Below are 13,895 nucleotides of genomic sequence, written 5' to 3'. Positions count from 1 at the left end.
GGAGGTAGTAGACGTCACATTGAGATCAGGACGAGGCAGTCGGAATCAAGGCCTCCACGGTCAAGCCGGCATCGCCGGAGACGACGTTGAGCGTGCCGCCCAGCGCCAGGATCCGCTCACGCATCCCGACGAGGCCGAAGCCGAGCTTCTGGCCCGGCTCCATCCCGCGGCCGTTGTCGCTGACCCGCACACGCGCGCAGCCGCGGCCGTCGTGAGCCACCTGCTCCACCGGCTCGATGACGACATTGACCGAGGTCGCTCCGGCGTGCCGGAACACATTGGTGAGCGCCTCCTGCACGATGCGATAAATGGTGAGATCGGCGGTCTCGCCGGTCGGCCCGAGCGCCGGCGAGATCACGGTCTCGATCGCGACGTCGGGATGCGACTCCCTCCACAGCCGCGACAGGGATTCGAGCGCCTTGCGCAAGCCGAGCTCGGCAAGGCCCACGGGCCGAAGGCGCTCCAGCACGCGGCGGTTGAACTGCTGGAGTGCATTGATCTGCTCCAGCATGGCGCTGCCATGTTTTCGCACGGCATCCGCACTCGGGTCGCGTCCGTCCGCCAGCCTCGCCAGCGCGCTCGCATGCGCGCGTAGCGAGAACAAGTAAGGCCCGAACTCGTCATGGAGCTCGCGCGCAATCTCCTTGCGCTCGACATCCTGTAGCGACACCGCACGCTCGGCAAGACGCCGCTTGTCCTCGACCGCCTCACCAAGCGTCGCCGCAAGGTGGTTGAGCCTGGTGCAGATCGCGGCGAGCTCCGGCGCGCCGCCCGGCGCGACACGGGCATCGTAATGTCCGCCTTCGAGCTTCCCCATTGCCTCCGCCAGCGACTGGAGCGGCGCCAGCGCCCGGCCGACAACGTTCATCATCAGGAAGAACAGCGCGAGCGCGATCACCGAGCCGACCTCGAGCTGGGTCACGATCCCGTCCCAGATCTCGGCGATCTCATCGTCGGGATGCGAGGTGATCACGAGTGAGGCGGGCTTGCCACGGATCGAGACCGGCACGCTGACCGCGGTCTGCTCGGGATGAACCAGGGCGACGAACCAGGCCGGCGGCGCGCGCGTGTCGGCGTCGGCATCGGCCCGGAGGGGCGTCAGCGGCTGGCCGCCGGCGTCCCGGAGCGTGATGCTGACATGGCGCAGGCGGCTGAGATCGCGCGCGATCTGGTTGAGCCTGGCATCCGGATCGGGAGCCTCGTTGAGATCCGCCACGATCATCTCGATGAACTCTCGGGCAAGGCGGATCACGCTCTGGTCCTCGGCCTGCACGCGCGGCCCGGCTTCGGCGACCTGCCGGCCGATATTGACGGCGAGCCCCAGCGCCAGCAGCAGCGCCAGCAAGAGGTTGATGCGCCCGCGCAAGGATAAATTCTGCCACATTGGTATCGCCTGTGCCTCGCGAAGGACGCCCGCACCTGTCCGATGACGTTGACAGAGGCGAAGCGCCCGATATCTAATCGGAAGCGTACAGCAATCCCAGCCGGGTTGCATGGGGCCACATGCGGCGCACAGCTCCTCATGCCGGCAACATGCAGCGCAAAACAGGCAAATTCCAACACGGGGAGCGCGCTGTCGCGGGGAACGCCTATGCGCATTCTGATCGTCGACGATCATCCCATTGTCGCCTCCGGCTGCCGTGCCGTGCTGGCCGACGAGGGCGAGATCGAGATTTTGGAGGCCGCTGACGCCGAAGACGGCGAGTGCGTCTTCATCGTCGAACGTCCCGACCTCTGCATCATCGACATCAACCTGCCGACCGTCTCAGGCTTCGAGCTCGCGCGCCGCATCCTCGAGCGCACGCCCGAGGCCCGCATCATCATGTTCAGCATGAACGACGATCCTGCTTTCGCCGCGCGGGCGATCGAGTGCGGCGCCAAGGGCTATGTCTCCAAGACCGGCGATCCCGACGATCTCGTCGAGGCGATCCGCGCCGTCGGCGGCGGCGGCACGTACCTTCCGACCGCGATCGCGCGCAGCATCGCCTTTGCGGGGCCAACGCTGGCGCAAAGCCCGCTGTCGAAGCTGAATGCGCGCGAAATGGAGATCCTGCGGCTGCTCAGCGCCGGCAAGAGCCTGTCCGAGATCGCCTGGCTGGTGCAATCGTCCTACAAGACGGTTGCCAATACCTCGTCCATCATGCGCCAGAAGCTCGGGGTGAAAACCTCCGTCGAGCTGGTACGGCTGGCGATCGACAGCGGCGTCGCCTGACGACGCCACAAATTTCGGTCACACAAGCGCTGCAATGTTGATGTGGTGAGATGCCACGGAGTTTCAGGCATGACGATCCAGACCGTCTCGACGAATAAATCCCATGGCGGTGTGCAGGGCGTCTATCGCCATGCAAGCCAGGCGACCGGAACCGACATGGTGTTCTCGGTCTACGTTCCGCCGCACGCGGACGACGCCAAACTACCCGTGGTCTGGTACCTCTCCGGGCTCACCTGCACGCATGCCAATGTGACGGAGAAGGGCGAATTCCGCAAAGCCTGCGCCGAGCTCGGCCTGATCTTCGTCGCGCCGGACACCTCGCCGCGCGGGCCGGACGTGCCGGGTGATGCCAACAACGCCTATGATTTCGGCCTGGGGGCCAGCTTCTATGTCGACGCGACGCAAGAGCCGTTCGCGCGCAATTATCGGATGTGGAGCTATGTCACCGACGAGTTGCCCAAGCTGGTTGCGGAAAACTTTCCGGTCGACGCCAAGCGGCAATCGGTGATGGGACACTCGATGGGCGGCCACGGCGCGCTGACGGTTGCGCTGCGCAATCCGCACCGGTTTCGCGCGGCAAGCGCGTTCGCGCCAATCGTGGCGCCTTCGCAGGTGCCCTGGGGCATCAAGGCTCTGACCGGCTATCTCGGGCCGAACAAGGATTCCTGGCGCAACCACGACACGGTGGCGCTGATCGAGGACGGTGCGAAATTTTCGGGCTTCCTGGTCGACTATGGCGATGCCGACAATTTCTTGAAGGAGCAGCTCAAGCCGGAGCTGCTGCAGGAGGCCTGCACCAAGACCAACATCCCGCTGACGCTGCGCCGGCAGGTGGGCTACGACCACAGCTATTACTTCATCTCGACCTTCATGGGCGATCATCTGCACTGGCATGCGGCAAGATTGACGGCGTGATCTCTGCGCGCCGCACGCGCACGCTGCCTCCTTCTTGTGGGAGAAGGTGGCGCGCGCATAGACGCCCCTCACTCGCCTGCCGCTGCGCGGCGAGCCACCTCCCGCAAGGGAAGTGGGTGCACAGCGGCGCTCGCGGAGAGAAGACCCTACTCCGGCCTCCCGTAGTTCGGCGCCAGCAGGCGGTTGCGGATCAGATAGCTCATCGTGCGCGACCAGGATTCGTCGGTGTTGCCGCGCATGTCGGCGCTGGCGACGGTGATCATGTTGCCGGTCTTCACGTCGCGCAAATAGATGTTGAGATTGATGATCAGGTTCGAGACCTTCTGCACCAGGCCAGTGATCTCAAGGTCGGCGCCGAGCTGTCCGGCGAGCTTGAGATCGCAGCCGCCGCAGGCCTGCAGATTGGCGTGACGGGCGGCATCCCGAACCGGCGCGATGTCGAGCACCTGGAACTTGCCTGAATCTGCCAGTTCCTTGCGCAGCTGCTCGCTGATGCGCTCGAGCCGCGCCTCCTCGGGCTTCGAGCCGTAGAACTCGCCGGGCAGGCTGGTGTCGATCAGCTCGAAATCGAACACCGCGAGTTTCGGCGGATCTGCAAGCGCGACCGAGCCCATCAACAGCAAAGCCGCGAGACATATCAATGCTCGCATGATCGTGATTCCCGGTCTCGCGCGCGCGAGGACGAAATGCGGGGTTGCAAGGCGGGCCAAATCGGTCATGCTTGAAGCAGAAACAATTCTCCACCGGCGGTCAAGCCGGGGAGAATGCCTGGAGGAAACATGATCCGATGGTTGGTCGGCCTGGTCGGCTGGAGTCTTGCCGCAACGAGCGTGCTCGCGGCCGACCCCGTCACGATCGGCGTCGGCTATCTCGGCACCGCCGGCACCAGATCGACGCTGTCGCTGGTCGAGCAGCCCGCCGAGAATGACGGCGTTGCCGGCGCGCGCCTCGCCATCGATGACAACAACACCACCGGGAAATTCCTCAACCAGCGCTTTACGCTGGAGGAGCGCCGCATCAAGGAAGGCGAGGACGTTGTGCAGGCGGCGACCGCGCTGGCCGAGAAGAACGGCTTCATCGTCACCGACCTGCCGGCCGATGCGCTGCTAAAGGTCTCGGACGCCTTACGCGACCGCGGCACGCTGTTGTTCAACGTCGGCGCTATCGACGAGCGGCTGCGCGAGGCCGATTGCCGCGCCAACGTCATCCATACCGCCCCGACCCGGGCAATGCTCGCCGACGCGCTCGGGCAATACCTGGTGTGGAAGCAGTGGAAGCGCTGGCTGCTCGTGGTCGGCTCCCATGACGAGGACAAGCTGTTCGCCGATGCGCTCCGGCGCACCGCCACGCGGTTCGGCGCCAAGATCGTGCAGGAGCGCACCTTCGAAGACAAAGGCGGCGCACGCCGTACCGATAGCGGCGTGACACTGATACAGCGCCAGATGCCTGTCTTCACTCAGCAGGCGCCGGCCTATGACGTGCTGGTCGCCGCCGACGAGAGCGAGGTGTTCGGCGCCTATTTGCCCTATCGCACCTGGGATCCGCGGCCCGTCGCGGGCTCGGCCGGGCTGGTGCCGCGCAGCTGGGACGCCGCGCAGGACCAGTGGGGTGCGATCCAGATGCAGAACCGCTTCTTCAAGCTGAATTCGCGGCGCATGACCGCGCTCGACATGCAGGCCTGGACCGCGGTGCGCATGATCGGCGAAGCCACCTCGCGCACCAATTCCGGCGACGTCAAGAAGGTGACCGATTTCATCAAGGCCCCGGATTTCTCGGTCGCCGCGTTCAAGGGCACGCGGCTCACCTTACGCGACTGGAACTTGCAGTTGCGCCAGCCGATCCTGCTGGTCGATGGTCGCATGGTGGTTTCGGTGTCGCCGCAGGAAGGATTCCTGCACCAGGTCTCCGAGCTCGACACGCTCGGCTACGATCGTCCGGAGAGCAAATGCAAGCTGAAGTGAGCGATGTGATGCGACGGAGCCTCCGCAGAGATGGTGCGCTCCCTCTCCCGCGTGCGGGAGAGGGTTGGGGAGAGGGTCACTCCGCTCGCGAGAACCCCCAAGAGGAGAGAGCCCTCTCCCGTATCGCATCTTTCGACGCGATACGATCTCCCCCGCAAGCGGGGGAGGTGAGGACCGCCCGCGGACGGAGATCGCACATGCTGAGAGCAGCGTTGCTGATGGTTCTGGCGCTCGTCGCAGCGCCCGCCCACGCGTTCATCGCCTATGTCTCGAACGAGAAGAGCAACACGGTGTCGGTGATCGACACCGACAGCTGGACCGTGACCAAGACCATCAAGGTCGGCCAACGCCCGCGTGGCATCGATTTCACGCGCGACGGCAAGTTCGTGATGGTCGCGGTCGGCGACGACGACACCATCCAGGTGATCGACGCCAAGACGCAAAGCGTGGTGGACAGCTTGCCCTCCGGGCCCGATCCCGAGCTGTTCGCGCAGGATGCCGCCGGCAAGATCCTCTATGTCGCCAATGAGAACGACAACACGGTGACCGTGATCGATCTCGAGAAGCGCGCACGCCTCGGCGACATCCAGGTCGGCGTCGAGCCCGAGGGCATGACCATCAGTCCCGACGGCAAGACGCTAATCAACACGTCTGAAACCACCAACATGGCGCACTTCATCGACACCGCCTCGCGCCAGATCGTCGCCAACGTGCTGGTCGACGCGCGCCCGCGCTTCGCCGAGTTCAAGCATGACAGTTCGGAAGTGTGGGTCTCCTCGGAGATCGGCGGGACCGTGTCGATCATCGATCCCAAAAAGCACGAGGTGATCGGCAAGGTCACTTTCGAGATCCCAGGCCTGCGGAAAGAGGCGATCCAGCCCGTCGGCATCGGCATGACCAAGGACGACAAGACTGCCTTCATCGCGCTCGGCCCCGCCAATCGCATCGCCGTGGTCGACGTCGCCACGCGCAAGGTGACGAAATACCTGCTGGTCGGGCAGCGGGTCTGGCACGTGGCGTTCACGCCGGACGAAAAGTACCTGCTCACCACCAATGGCGTGTCGAACGACGTCTCGGTCATCGACGTCGCCGCGAAAAAGGTGATCAAGACCATTCAGGTGGGCGAACTGCCCTGGGGCGTCACGATCGCGCCATGACCAGCCCTGCCCCGATCGCCGAACCGCACGACGCCGCACCAAGGCCTGATTCCGCCGCCGTGCCGGCGCTGGCGATCGAGGGCGTCAGCCACGCCTATGGGCCGCGCCGCGCGCTGATGGACGTCTCCTTCAATATCCAGCCCGCGAGCTTCACTGCGCTGCTTGGGCTGAACGGCGCCGGCAAGAGCACGCTGTTCTCGCTCGTCACGCGCCTGTTCGGCATCCAGTCCGGCCGTGTCGCCATCTTCGGCCATGACATCAGCAAGAGCCCCGGCGAGGCGCTGCGGCTGTTAGGGGTCGTGTTCCAGCCGCGCACCCTCGATCTCGATTTGTCGCTGACGCAGAACCTGCTCTATCACGCCGCGCTGCACGGCATCAGCCGCCGCGAGGCCGCCGCGCGCAGCGCCGAGCTGCTCGGCCGCATCGGGCTCGAAGAGCGCGCCGGCAGCAAGGTCCGCGATCTCTCCGGCGGCCAGATGCGGCGGCTGGAGATTGCGCGGGCGCTGCTGCACCGGCCGCGGCTGCTGTTGCTGGACGAGCCTACGGTCGGTCTGGACGTCAAGGCGCGTGCCGACATCATCAGCCATGTCCGCCAGCTCGTGACCGAGCAGGGCATCGGGGTGCTCTGGGCCACGCACCTGTTCGACGAGATCAATCCCGGCGACGATCTCGTGGTGCTGCACCAGGGCAAGGTGCTGGCGAAGGGGCCGATGAGCCGCGTCATCGCGGAGGCCGGCGCGCAGGACGTCAACACCGCCTTCATGCGCCTGACCGGCGCGCAAGTGATGCCGGGAGGCGGCGCATGAGCAGCATCACCACGCGTGACGCCCCGCGCGGCTTCTCGGTCCAGGAGTACCTGACCTGCCTCACCGGCATCGTCTGGCGCGAGGGGCTGCGCTTCCTGCATCAGCGCGAACGTTTCGTCTCGGCGCTGGTGCGGCCCTTGGTGTGGCTGTTCATCTTCGCCGCCGGCTTCCGCCAGGTGCTCGGCATCTCCATCATCCCGCCCTACGAGACCTACATCCTCTACGAGGTCTATATCGCGCCTGGGCTGATGGCGATGATCCAGCTCTTCAACGGCATGCAGTCCTCGCTCTCGATGGTCTATGACCGCGAGATGGGCAACATGCGCACACTCCTGGTGAGCCCGCTGCCGCGCGGGTTCCTGTTGTTCTGCAAGCTGCTCGCGGGCACGGCGGTGTCGCTGCTCCAGGTCTACGCATTCCTGCTGATCGCCTGGCTCTGGGACATCACCCCGCCGGCCCCGGGTTATCTCACCGTGCTGCCGGCGCTGATCCTGTCCGGGTTGATGCTGGGTTCGCTCGGCATGCTGATCTCCTCGGGCATCAAGCAGCTGGAAAATTTCGCCGGCGTGATGAACTTTGTCATCTTCCCGATGTTCTTCGCCTCCTCCGCGCTCTATCCGCTCTGGCGGGTGCAGGAGGGCAGCCCTTATCTGTACTATCTCTGCGAGGCCAATCCGTTCACCCATGCGGTCGAGCTGATCCGCTTCGCGCTGTACGGGCAGATCAACTGGATCTCGCTGGCGGTGGTTGCCGGTTGCACAATCGTCTTCATGGTCGGAGCGATTTTGGCCTATGATCCCTCGCGCGGGCTGGCGCGACGCGGGCCTGCGGGAGGCGAAGGATGAAGGTTTGGCTCCTGGCTGCCCTGGCAATCGCGCTGTCCGGCACGACCGCGCGCGCGGCCGATCCGCGCTATCCGGACTGGCCCTGTACCCAGGCCAAGGTGCCGGAGATCTCGCTGGCCGCCGTGTGGGCCGGTCCGCCGCTCGACCATGTCCAGAACAAATGGAAGGACGACGCCAAGATCAACGCGCTGGTCGCAAAATTGGCGGCGCGCAAGACGCCGCTGGACGAGGCCGAGAAATCGGTGAAGGAGTTTCTGGCCGCCTCCGGTTCCGACAAGACGACGAATGCGAAGCTGCTATTTGCCGGCCTGTTCGACACGCTCAATGCTCAGCGCTCGCAGGTCATGAACGGGCTCGAACGCGTCAGCCGGAAGCAGCGCGAGGCCGCCGACAAGATTCGCGAGGAAACGCTCCAACTCCACACCCTGCAAGGCGCGACACCCCGCGACGAGGCTAAGGTCGAGGCGCTCAGCAACGAGCTGATCTGGAAGACCCGTATCTTCGAGGACCGCAGCAAGGTGGTGCGGTTCGTCTGCGAGGTTCCAACCACGATCGACCAGCGCCTGTTCGCGCTCGGCCGCGTGATCCAGCAGGAAATGGAATAGCGGCAGCCTCGCTGACGGCTTTCGCGAAAGTTCCGCAATCGTTAACCTTTTCCCGAGCTATCTGCCGGAACCAAATCGATCTAGGATGCCTTGTCGAAGTGAACCCCATACGTCGGGAGGCCTCGATGGGAACAACAAGATTCATCTTCGCGGGCGCTGCGGCCCTTAGCTTGCTCGCATCCAGCGCATTTGCCGAAGACATGACCGGAACGATCACGCGGATCGATCGTCTCAACGGCACGATCTCGATCCAGCAGATGCAGAAGGGTACAGTCGGCGCCAGCGCCGGCAGCGCCGGCGCGCTCCAGGAGTACAAAGCCAAGGACGCCGCGATGCTGGATGCCGTTCATGCCGGCGACAGGGTGAGCTATACGGCCACCGAGACGAACGGCACCGGCACGCTGACGAAGCTGCAGAAACAGAAGTAACAGCACTGCGCTCGACCTCTCCCCGCCTGCGGAGGGAGGAAGCGCATCTTCGCTTGATCACTGTTGCTCGGGCCGCGGCTCCGGCTGCGCCTCATCGGTCGGAAGCTTCGCGCGCTCCCAGCCGTCGGTGCCGTCTGGGTACCAGGCGACGTTGGAATAGCCGTAAGCCAGCGCACGCTTGGCGGCATTCCAGGACATCCAGCAGTCGGCCAGACAATAGATCACCAGCAATGCAGCCTTGTCGGCGCGTGAGGCGTGCGCGAGGCCGCGCTGGAGATAATCATCCATGGCGGGCGGCAGCGTGCCGTAGCCGGTGTCGGGCAGCCAGATGCTGCCCGGAATGTTCCTGCGCGGCGCATCGCGCCACACCGTGCCTGCAGGGAGGTTCTTCGGTTTCGGCGGGCGCGGCATCACGTCGACAAACGCGCCGCTGTTCGCGCGCCAGATCGCCTCCGCCTCCTCGGTCGTGAGCACGCGCGCGCCGGCAAGCGTCGCCGGCACCGGCGCGCGATAATTGTCGGTGCGATAGCCTTCGGGCTCGAACGGCTCCTGCTGCTGCGCCAACGCCGGTGCCACGAGCAGAGCAACGGCGATCACAGCGGCAAGCGGCCGTCTCATGGCGACTTCTTGGCCGCCTCCGCGCCGAGCGGCCGATTGCTCTCGTCGAGCAGCGGTACGCCGAAATCGAGCAGGATCTTGTTGATCTCGCCCTGGCTCTCCTGGATCACCTTGTTGAGCTGCCGCTTCCAGTTCTGGTCGGCAGGGCGCACGCCCATGCCGATGCGATAGACCAGCTTCGGCCCGGTGGTTTCTTTCACCAGCGGCGTGACATGGAGCGAAGAGCCGGCCTTCTTCGCATGGTAACCGGCCATCGGTCCCCACAACACGCCGGCGTCGATCTTTCCGGCGGCGAGGTCGTCGATCATCGCCTGTGCCGAATTGTCGAAGCGCGTGTCGATCATCAGGGGATAGGGCTTTGCATCGCCCATCAGGCCGGCCAACGCCATGTTGGTCGCCGGCGGCGTGCCGGCGACGATGCCGACATGCTTGCCTTTCAGACGCGCGTCCTCGAGCGTATCGACGTCCTCGAGCCCGCTGCCGGCCTTCGAGACCAGCGCATAGCTCGTGCGGTAATAGGGATTGGTGCCCTGCACGAGATCGTCACCTTGCGGGAAGCCCATGATGACGTCGCAGCGATGCGCACCCAGCGTCATTCGCACGAAACCGCTGACCTGCGGAAAGAAGACGTAGTCGAGCTTCTTCTGGAGCTTGTCCGCAAGAAACTCGGCGAGCTTGTTCTCAAACCCCTCGCCCTTCTCGTTGGAGAACGGCAGATTGCGCGGATCGGCACAGACGCGCAGCACCTTGGGATCGACCAGCTCGAATGAGAGATCGCCGGTCTCGTTGGTCTGCGCGACGGCGACATCGCCGAACGCACAGGATGCGACCACGACCCATAGTGAAAACAACCAGCGACGATGTCGCCCGGCCTCCGTCATCGCGCTTCCTCCTCGTTTTGGTTGGATGTTATCCATGCAACGCATGACGCGCCATGTGGGCCAACTTTGTGCTGGCTTTCTTTGCTGCAGTGCAATGAGAAGAAACCCCTTTTGAACTGAGGCAGAAAAGTGTCTCGCATCGCTCCAATGATCGCAGCCTTGTCCCTGCTCCAGGCAACGCTAGCATGCGCCTGGGCAGCCGAATTGCCTGTGAGCGAAGTCGCACCGGGAATCTTCGTACACTCCGGGACCATCGCCCTGATGACCCGCGAGAACGAAGGTGACATTGCCAATGTCGGCTTCATCGTCGGCGATGAGGCCGTGGCCGTGATCGACACCGGCGGCAGCCTTCGCGAGGGCGAGGCGCTGCTGGCCGCCGTGAGGGCCCGCACGCCGAAGCCGATCCGCTATGTCATCAACACCCACGGCCATCCCGATCACGTCTTCGGCAATGCTGCCTTTGTTGCGGAGGGGGCAAGCTTCGTCGGGCACGGCAAGCTGCCGCAGGCGCTCGCGACGCGCGGACCGTTCTATCTCGACAATTTCCGCCGCCTCATGGGCAGAGAGTTGATCGATCCCGTCAAGATCATTGCGCCTGCCCTGCTCGTGACCGACACGATGACCCTCGATCTCGGGTCGCGCCGCCTGAGCTTGCGCGCCTGGCCGGCCGGACACAGCGACAGCGACTTGATCGTGTACGACGAGACGACCAGGACCCTGTTCGCTGGCGACCTCGTCTTTCTCCGCCACATTCCGGTCATGGACGGCAGCATCCGCGGCTGGCTCGAGACATTGAAGCGGCTTGAGGACATCCCGGCGCTCCGCGTCGTTCCCGGTCACGGCCCCGTGAGCGATTGGCCCGCGGCGCTGATCGATGAACGGCGCTACCTGTCAACGCTGCTGTCCGACGTTCGCACGCTGAACAAGAACGGCGAGCCGATCCGAACCGCCGCGGACAAGGCGGCCGCGTCGGAACGGCCGCATTGGCAGCTGTTCGACGATTACAACGCCCGCAACGCAACTGCAGCATTCTCTGAAATTGAATGGGAGTAGCGGGCGCGCTAGGCTGTGCCTAACGACTGTTTCGTCCGCGCGGGATGATGACCATGACGGAATGCACACGCCGCCTGACCCTCACCGCCCTCCTGCTCGGCCTCGCTTTCGCCATGCCGGCGCAGGCGGAAGAGGCCTACGATCCCTGGCCCGGCCTGGTGCAGGACATCTTCAAGAACCGTCCGATGAATGAGGGCAGCTCCGTCATCGGCATCGAGATGCCGTATCGCGCCGAGGACGCGGCCATCGTGCCGGTGACCTTGCGCAGCAAGCTGTCGCCCGGCGAGGCGCGGCGCATCCGTTCGATCACGCTCGTGATCGACCGCAACCCCGCGCCGATGGCGGCGAAGTTCGAGCTCGGGCCGGACGCCAATGTCACGGAGATCTCGACGCGCGTGCGCGTCAACAACTACACCGATGTCCACGCGGTCGCCGAGCTCAGCGACGGTCAGCTCTATGTCTCCAAGACTTACGTGAAAGCGTCCGGCGGCTGCTCGGCGCCGGCAGGAAAGAATGTCGAGGAAGCCAGGAACCGGCTCGGGCAGATGCGCTACCGGCAGTTCGCACGCGAGGAGGCACCGCCGAGCCGCGTGCGCGAGGCGCAGGTCATGATCGGCCATCCCAACAATTCCGGGCTGCAGATGGACCAGGTGACGCAGCTCTACATTCCCGCTTTCTTCATCAACCAGTTGAAGCTGACGCAGGACGACAGCCTCGTGCTGTCGATGGACGGCGGCATCTCGATCTCGGAAGATCCCAATCTGCGCTTCACCTATGTCTCCAACGGGGCCAAGCGTTTCCGCGCCGAGGCGAAAGACACGGACGGGCACGTGTTCCGGAATGAGTGGGATGTGGAGAAGCCGGGGACGTGATAGCGAGCCGTCATTCCGGGGCGGTCCGCAGGACCGAACCCGGAATCTCGAGATTCCGGGCTCGCGCTTCGCGCGCCCCGGAATGACGGCAGCAAACTAAAAACACCTCACCTCGGCTTCCGCCTGCGCGCGGCGCAGATCGTTCACTGCCGAGTTCGCCTGCTCAGACGTGCGGAACTGGACGCCGAGATTGCCGCGCACTTGCGACATGCTGAGCGCGGTCTCGGCGGTAACATAGCGCTCGTAGGGCATGATCGAAGCCACCACATCGATCGAGCAGGAACATTGCTCGATCGCAGCCCGCGTCTCGCCGTTGGCCTTCATGCAGCCATAGACGTATTCGGCGCGGGCCGAGGTGGGATAATCATTGGCCTCCTCGGCCCGTGCCACGCACGCGGTCGCAGCCAGCATCACACATGCGGCGACAATCGGTCGTAGCTGTCCCGCCAGATTCATGCGCATCCTCCCGCTGGTTGCGACCAAGGCTATGCTATGCGTATTGTCCTGAAAAGCACTCTGTCAGAGGAAACGGCTCACAAGGTGATGAGAGCACTTGGTGTGACAAGGGCATTTGGTCGAACATTGGTGCTCGCGACGACGCTGGCGCTGACGCTGGCCGCGCCCGGCCGCGCCGCGGATGCGATCCGCCTTGCGGTGCAGAAAACCGGAACATTCTCCTGGGAGCTGGCCGCAATCCGCGCGGGCGGTCTCGACAAGGAGGCCGGCCTGTCGCTGGAGGTCACCGAGCTCGCGAGCACCGAGGCCGGCAAGATCGCGATGCGCGCCGGCAGCGCCGACATCATCCTGTCGGACTGGCTGTGGGTGTCGCGCGAACGCGCGCTCGGCGCCAAGCTCACTTTCTATCCCTATTCGAGCGCGTTGGGCGCAGTGATGGTGCCGGCGGCTTCTCCAATCAAGACGCTCGCCGACCTCAAGGGGCGCAAGCTCGCCGTCGCCGGCGGGCCGATCGACAAGAGCTGGCTGCTGCTACAGGCGCGCATGAAGCAGGACGGAATCGACCTGAAGTCGGAGGCAACCATCGTCTATGGCGCCCCGCCCTTGATCGCCGCGAAGGCGCTCGACGGCGAGATGGAAGCGAGCCTCAATTTCTGGAATTTCTGCGCCCAGCTCGAAGCCAAGGGTTTTCGCCGCCTCGCCGGCATCGAGGACATCCTGCCCAAGCTCGGCGCCAAGGGTGCTGTCTCCGCCGTCGGCTATGTCTTCGACGAGAGCTGGGCCGCGAGCCATCGCGACGCCGTGGCGCGCTTCATCGCGATGACCCGCAAGGCCAAAGAGCTGCTGGCGACCTCCGATGCAGCCTGGGACAAGGTCGCGCCGCTCACCGGCACCAGCGATCCGGCCGTGCTCAAGACCTACCGCGACCGCTACCGCGACGGCATTCCGCGCCGGAGCATCGACGACGAGGAAAAGGACGCACGCGTGCTCTACCGTGTGCTGGCCGAGATCGGCGGCCGCGATCTCGTTGGCCCTGCGGCCGAGCTCGATCCCGGCACGTTCTATCACGCAGTCCCCGGAGACTGA

General features: G+C 64.8%; 16 protein-coding genes. 11 read left to right on the top strand and 5 right to left on the bottom strand.

The window, feature by feature from the left end; translation table 11 throughout:
• Positions 1-25: 25 nt before the first annotated feature.
• The gene (locus ACSHT2_RS28700; RefSeq protein ID WP_440638099.1) at positions 26-1,384 is read right to left on the bottom strand and encodes a histidine kinase; all 1,359 of its coding nucleotides are present in this window, start codon (positions 1,382-1,384) and stop codon (positions 26-28) included.
• Positions 1,385-1,591: 207 nt separating this feature from the next.
• Between ACSHT2_RS28700 and ACSHT2_RS28695 the strand changes: the two genes are divergently transcribed.
• Positions 1,592-2,212, top strand: coding sequence for a response regulator (locus ACSHT2_RS28695; protein ID WP_271533462.1), 621 nt, complete (start codon positions 1,592-1,594; stop codon positions 2,210-2,212).
• A 69-nt stretch (positions 2,213-2,281) separates the two neighbouring features.
• Positions 2,282-3,127 carry an S-formylglutathione hydrolase gene (fghA, locus tag ACSHT2_RS28690; RefSeq protein WP_440638098.1) on the top strand — a complete coding sequence of 282 codons (846 nt, stop codon included), beginning with the start codon at positions 2,282-2,284 and terminating at the stop codon, positions 3,125-3,127.
• Between the two features lie 146 nt (positions 3,128-3,273).
• Here fghA and ACSHT2_RS28685 read toward each other — a convergent pair whose 3' ends face one another.
• Complete coding sequence (locus ACSHT2_RS28685; protein ID WP_440638097.1) at positions 3,274-3,846, bottom strand: DUF3280 domain-containing protein; 573 nt, start codon at positions 3,844-3,846, stop codon at positions 3,274-3,276.
• 60 nt (positions 3,847-3,906) lie between these two features.
• Here ACSHT2_RS28685 and ACSHT2_RS28680 point away from each other — a divergent pair, with 60 nt between their 5' ends.
• From ACSHT2_RS28680 to ACSHT2_RS28655, 6 genes are all read left to right on the top strand, one after another.
• Positions 3,907-5,088, top strand: coding sequence for an ABC transporter substrate-binding protein (locus ACSHT2_RS28680; RefSeq protein ID WP_440638096.1), 1,182 nt, complete (start codon positions 3,907-3,909; stop codon positions 5,086-5,088).
• Positions 5,089-5,285: 197 nt separating this feature from the next.
• Positions 5,286-6,245, top strand: a complete 960-nt coding sequence (locus ACSHT2_RS28675) for a YVTN family beta-propeller repeat protein (RefSeq protein WP_440638095.1) — start codon at positions 5,286-5,288, stop codon at positions 6,243-6,245.
• Entirely contained in the window at positions 6,242-7,051 is an 810-nt protein-coding gene (locus ACSHT2_RS28670; RefSeq protein WP_440638094.1) for an ABC transporter ATP-binding protein, read from the top strand. Before ACSHT2_RS28675 ends, ACSHT2_RS28670 begins: the two co-directional genes overlap by 4 nt.
• Positions 7,048-7,896 (top strand): ABC transporter permease, encoded by an 849-nt coding sequence (locus tag ACSHT2_RS28665; RefSeq protein WP_440638092.1) that lies wholly within the window; start codon positions 7,048-7,050, stop codon positions 7,894-7,896. Before ACSHT2_RS28670 ends, ACSHT2_RS28665 begins: the two co-directional genes overlap by 4 nt.
• Positions 7,893-8,501, top strand: coding sequence for a hypothetical protein (locus ACSHT2_RS28660; protein WP_440638091.1), 609 nt, complete (start codon positions 7,893-7,895; stop codon positions 8,499-8,501). The genes ACSHT2_RS28665 and ACSHT2_RS28660 overlap by 4 nt, the downstream gene beginning before the upstream one ends.
• Before the next feature lie 125 nt (positions 8,502-8,626).
• Complete coding sequence (locus ACSHT2_RS28655; RefSeq protein ID WP_440638090.1) at positions 8,627-8,929, top strand: copper-binding protein; 303 nt, start codon at positions 8,627-8,629, stop codon at positions 8,927-8,929.
• A 57-nt stretch (positions 8,930-8,986) separates the two neighbouring features.
• On the opposite strand, the gene ACSHT2_RS28650 is transcribed toward ACSHT2_RS28655, so the two are convergent.
• A complete protein-coding gene (locus tag ACSHT2_RS28650) occupies positions 8,987-9,547 on the bottom strand; it encodes a PQQ-dependent catabolism-associated CXXCW motif protein (RefSeq protein WP_440638089.1) in 561 nt (186 codons plus the stop codon).
• A complete protein-coding gene (locus ACSHT2_RS28645) occupies positions 9,544-10,428 on the bottom strand; it encodes a substrate-binding domain-containing protein (RefSeq protein WP_440638087.1) in 885 nt (294 codons plus the stop codon). The genes ACSHT2_RS28650 and ACSHT2_RS28645 overlap by 4 nt, the downstream gene beginning before the upstream one ends.
• A 129-nt stretch (positions 10,429-10,557) precedes the next feature.
• On the opposite strand from ACSHT2_RS28645, the gene ACSHT2_RS28640 reads away from it, so the two are divergent.
• The gene (locus tag ACSHT2_RS28640) at positions 10,558-11,481 is read left to right on the top strand and encodes a quinoprotein relay system zinc metallohydrolase 2 (protein WP_440638086.1); all 924 of its coding nucleotides are present in this window, start codon (positions 10,558-10,560) and stop codon (positions 11,479-11,481) included.
• Positions 11,482-11,534: 53 nt separating this feature from the next.
• Complete coding sequence (locus tag ACSHT2_RS28635; RefSeq protein ID WP_440638084.1) at positions 11,535-12,353, top strand: quinoprotein dehydrogenase-associated SoxYZ-like carrier; 819 nt, start codon at positions 11,535-11,537, stop codon at positions 12,351-12,353.
• 96 nt (positions 12,354-12,449) lie between these two features.
• Here ACSHT2_RS28635 and ACSHT2_RS28630 read toward each other — a convergent pair whose 3' ends face one another.
• Positions 12,450-12,809, bottom strand: coding sequence for a hypothetical protein (locus ACSHT2_RS28630; RefSeq protein WP_440638083.1), 360 nt, complete (start codon positions 12,807-12,809; stop codon positions 12,450-12,452).
• Between the two features lie 87 nt (positions 12,810-12,896).
• Here ACSHT2_RS28630 and ACSHT2_RS28625 point away from each other — a divergent pair, with 87 nt between their 5' ends.
• Entirely contained in the window at positions 12,897-13,895 is a 999-nt protein-coding gene (locus ACSHT2_RS28625) for an ABC transporter substrate-binding protein (RefSeq protein ID WP_440642952.1), read from the top strand.

This window comes from Bradyrhizobium sp. PUT101 (assembly GCF_052043945.1).
Classification (GTDB): Bacteria; Pseudomonadota; Alphaproteobacteria; order Rhizobiales; family Xanthobacteraceae; genus Bradyrhizobium.
The sequence above is the reverse complement of the archived record's forward strand: the minus strand, read 5'-3'. Positions and strand labels throughout refer to the sequence as shown.

Excerpts from the sequence above, each read along its gene's own strand:
- ACSHT2_RS28630 (WP_440638083.1), bottom strand. The coding sequence starts at position 12,809 with ATGAATCTGGCGGGACAGCTACGACCGATTGTCGCCGCATGTGTGATG.
- ACSHT2_RS28645 (WP_440638087.1), bottom strand. The coding sequence starts at position 10,428 with ATGACGGAGGCCGGGCGACATCGTCGCTGGTTGTTTTCACTATGGGTC.
- fghA (WP_440638098.1), top strand. The coding sequence starts at position 2,282 with ATGACGATCCAGACCGTCTCGACGAATAAATCCCATGGCGGTGTGCAG.
- ACSHT2_RS28655 (WP_440638090.1), top strand. The coding sequence starts at position 8,627 with ATGGGAACAACAAGATTCATCTTCGCGGGCGCTGCGGCCCTTAGCTTG.
- ACSHT2_RS28695 (WP_271533462.1), top strand. The coding sequence starts at position 1,592 with ATGCGCATTCTGATCGTCGACGATCATCCCATTGTCGCCTCCGGCTGC.
- ACSHT2_RS28650 (WP_440638089.1), bottom strand. The coding sequence starts at position 9,547 with ATGAGACGGCCGCTTGCCGCTGTGATCGCCGTTGCTCTGCTCGTGGCA.
- ACSHT2_RS28625 (WP_440642952.1), top strand. The coding sequence starts at position 12,897 with ATGAGAGCACTTGGTGTGACAAGGGCATTTGGTCGAACATTGGTGCTC.
- ACSHT2_RS28635 (WP_440638084.1), top strand. The coding sequence starts at position 11,535 with ATGACGGAATGCACACGCCGCCTGACCCTCACCGCCCTCCTGCTCGGC.
- ACSHT2_RS28670 (WP_440638094.1), top strand. The coding sequence starts at position 6,242 with ATGACCAGCCCTGCCCCGATCGCCGAACCGCACGACGCCGCACCAAGG.
- ACSHT2_RS28680 (WP_440638096.1), top strand. The coding sequence starts at position 3,907 with ATGATCCGATGGTTGGTCGGCCTGGTCGGCTGGAGTCTTGCCGCAACG.
- ACSHT2_RS28665 (WP_440638092.1), top strand. The coding sequence starts at position 7,048 with ATGAGCAGCATCACCACGCGTGACGCCCCGCGCGGCTTCTCGGTCCAG.
- ACSHT2_RS28685 (WP_440638097.1), bottom strand. The coding sequence starts at position 3,846 with ATGACCGATTTGGCCCGCCTTGCAACCCCGCATTTCGTCCTCGCGCGC.
- ACSHT2_RS28700 (WP_440638099.1), bottom strand. The coding sequence starts at position 1,384 with ATGTGGCAGAATTTATCCTTGCGCGGGCGCATCAACCTCTTGCTGGCG.
- ACSHT2_RS28660 (WP_440638091.1), top strand. The coding sequence starts at position 7,893 with ATGAAGGTTTGGCTCCTGGCTGCCCTGGCAATCGCGCTGTCCGGCACG.
- ACSHT2_RS28675 (WP_440638095.1), top strand. The coding sequence starts at position 5,286 with ATGCTGAGAGCAGCGTTGCTGATGGTTCTGGCGCTCGTCGCAGCGCCC.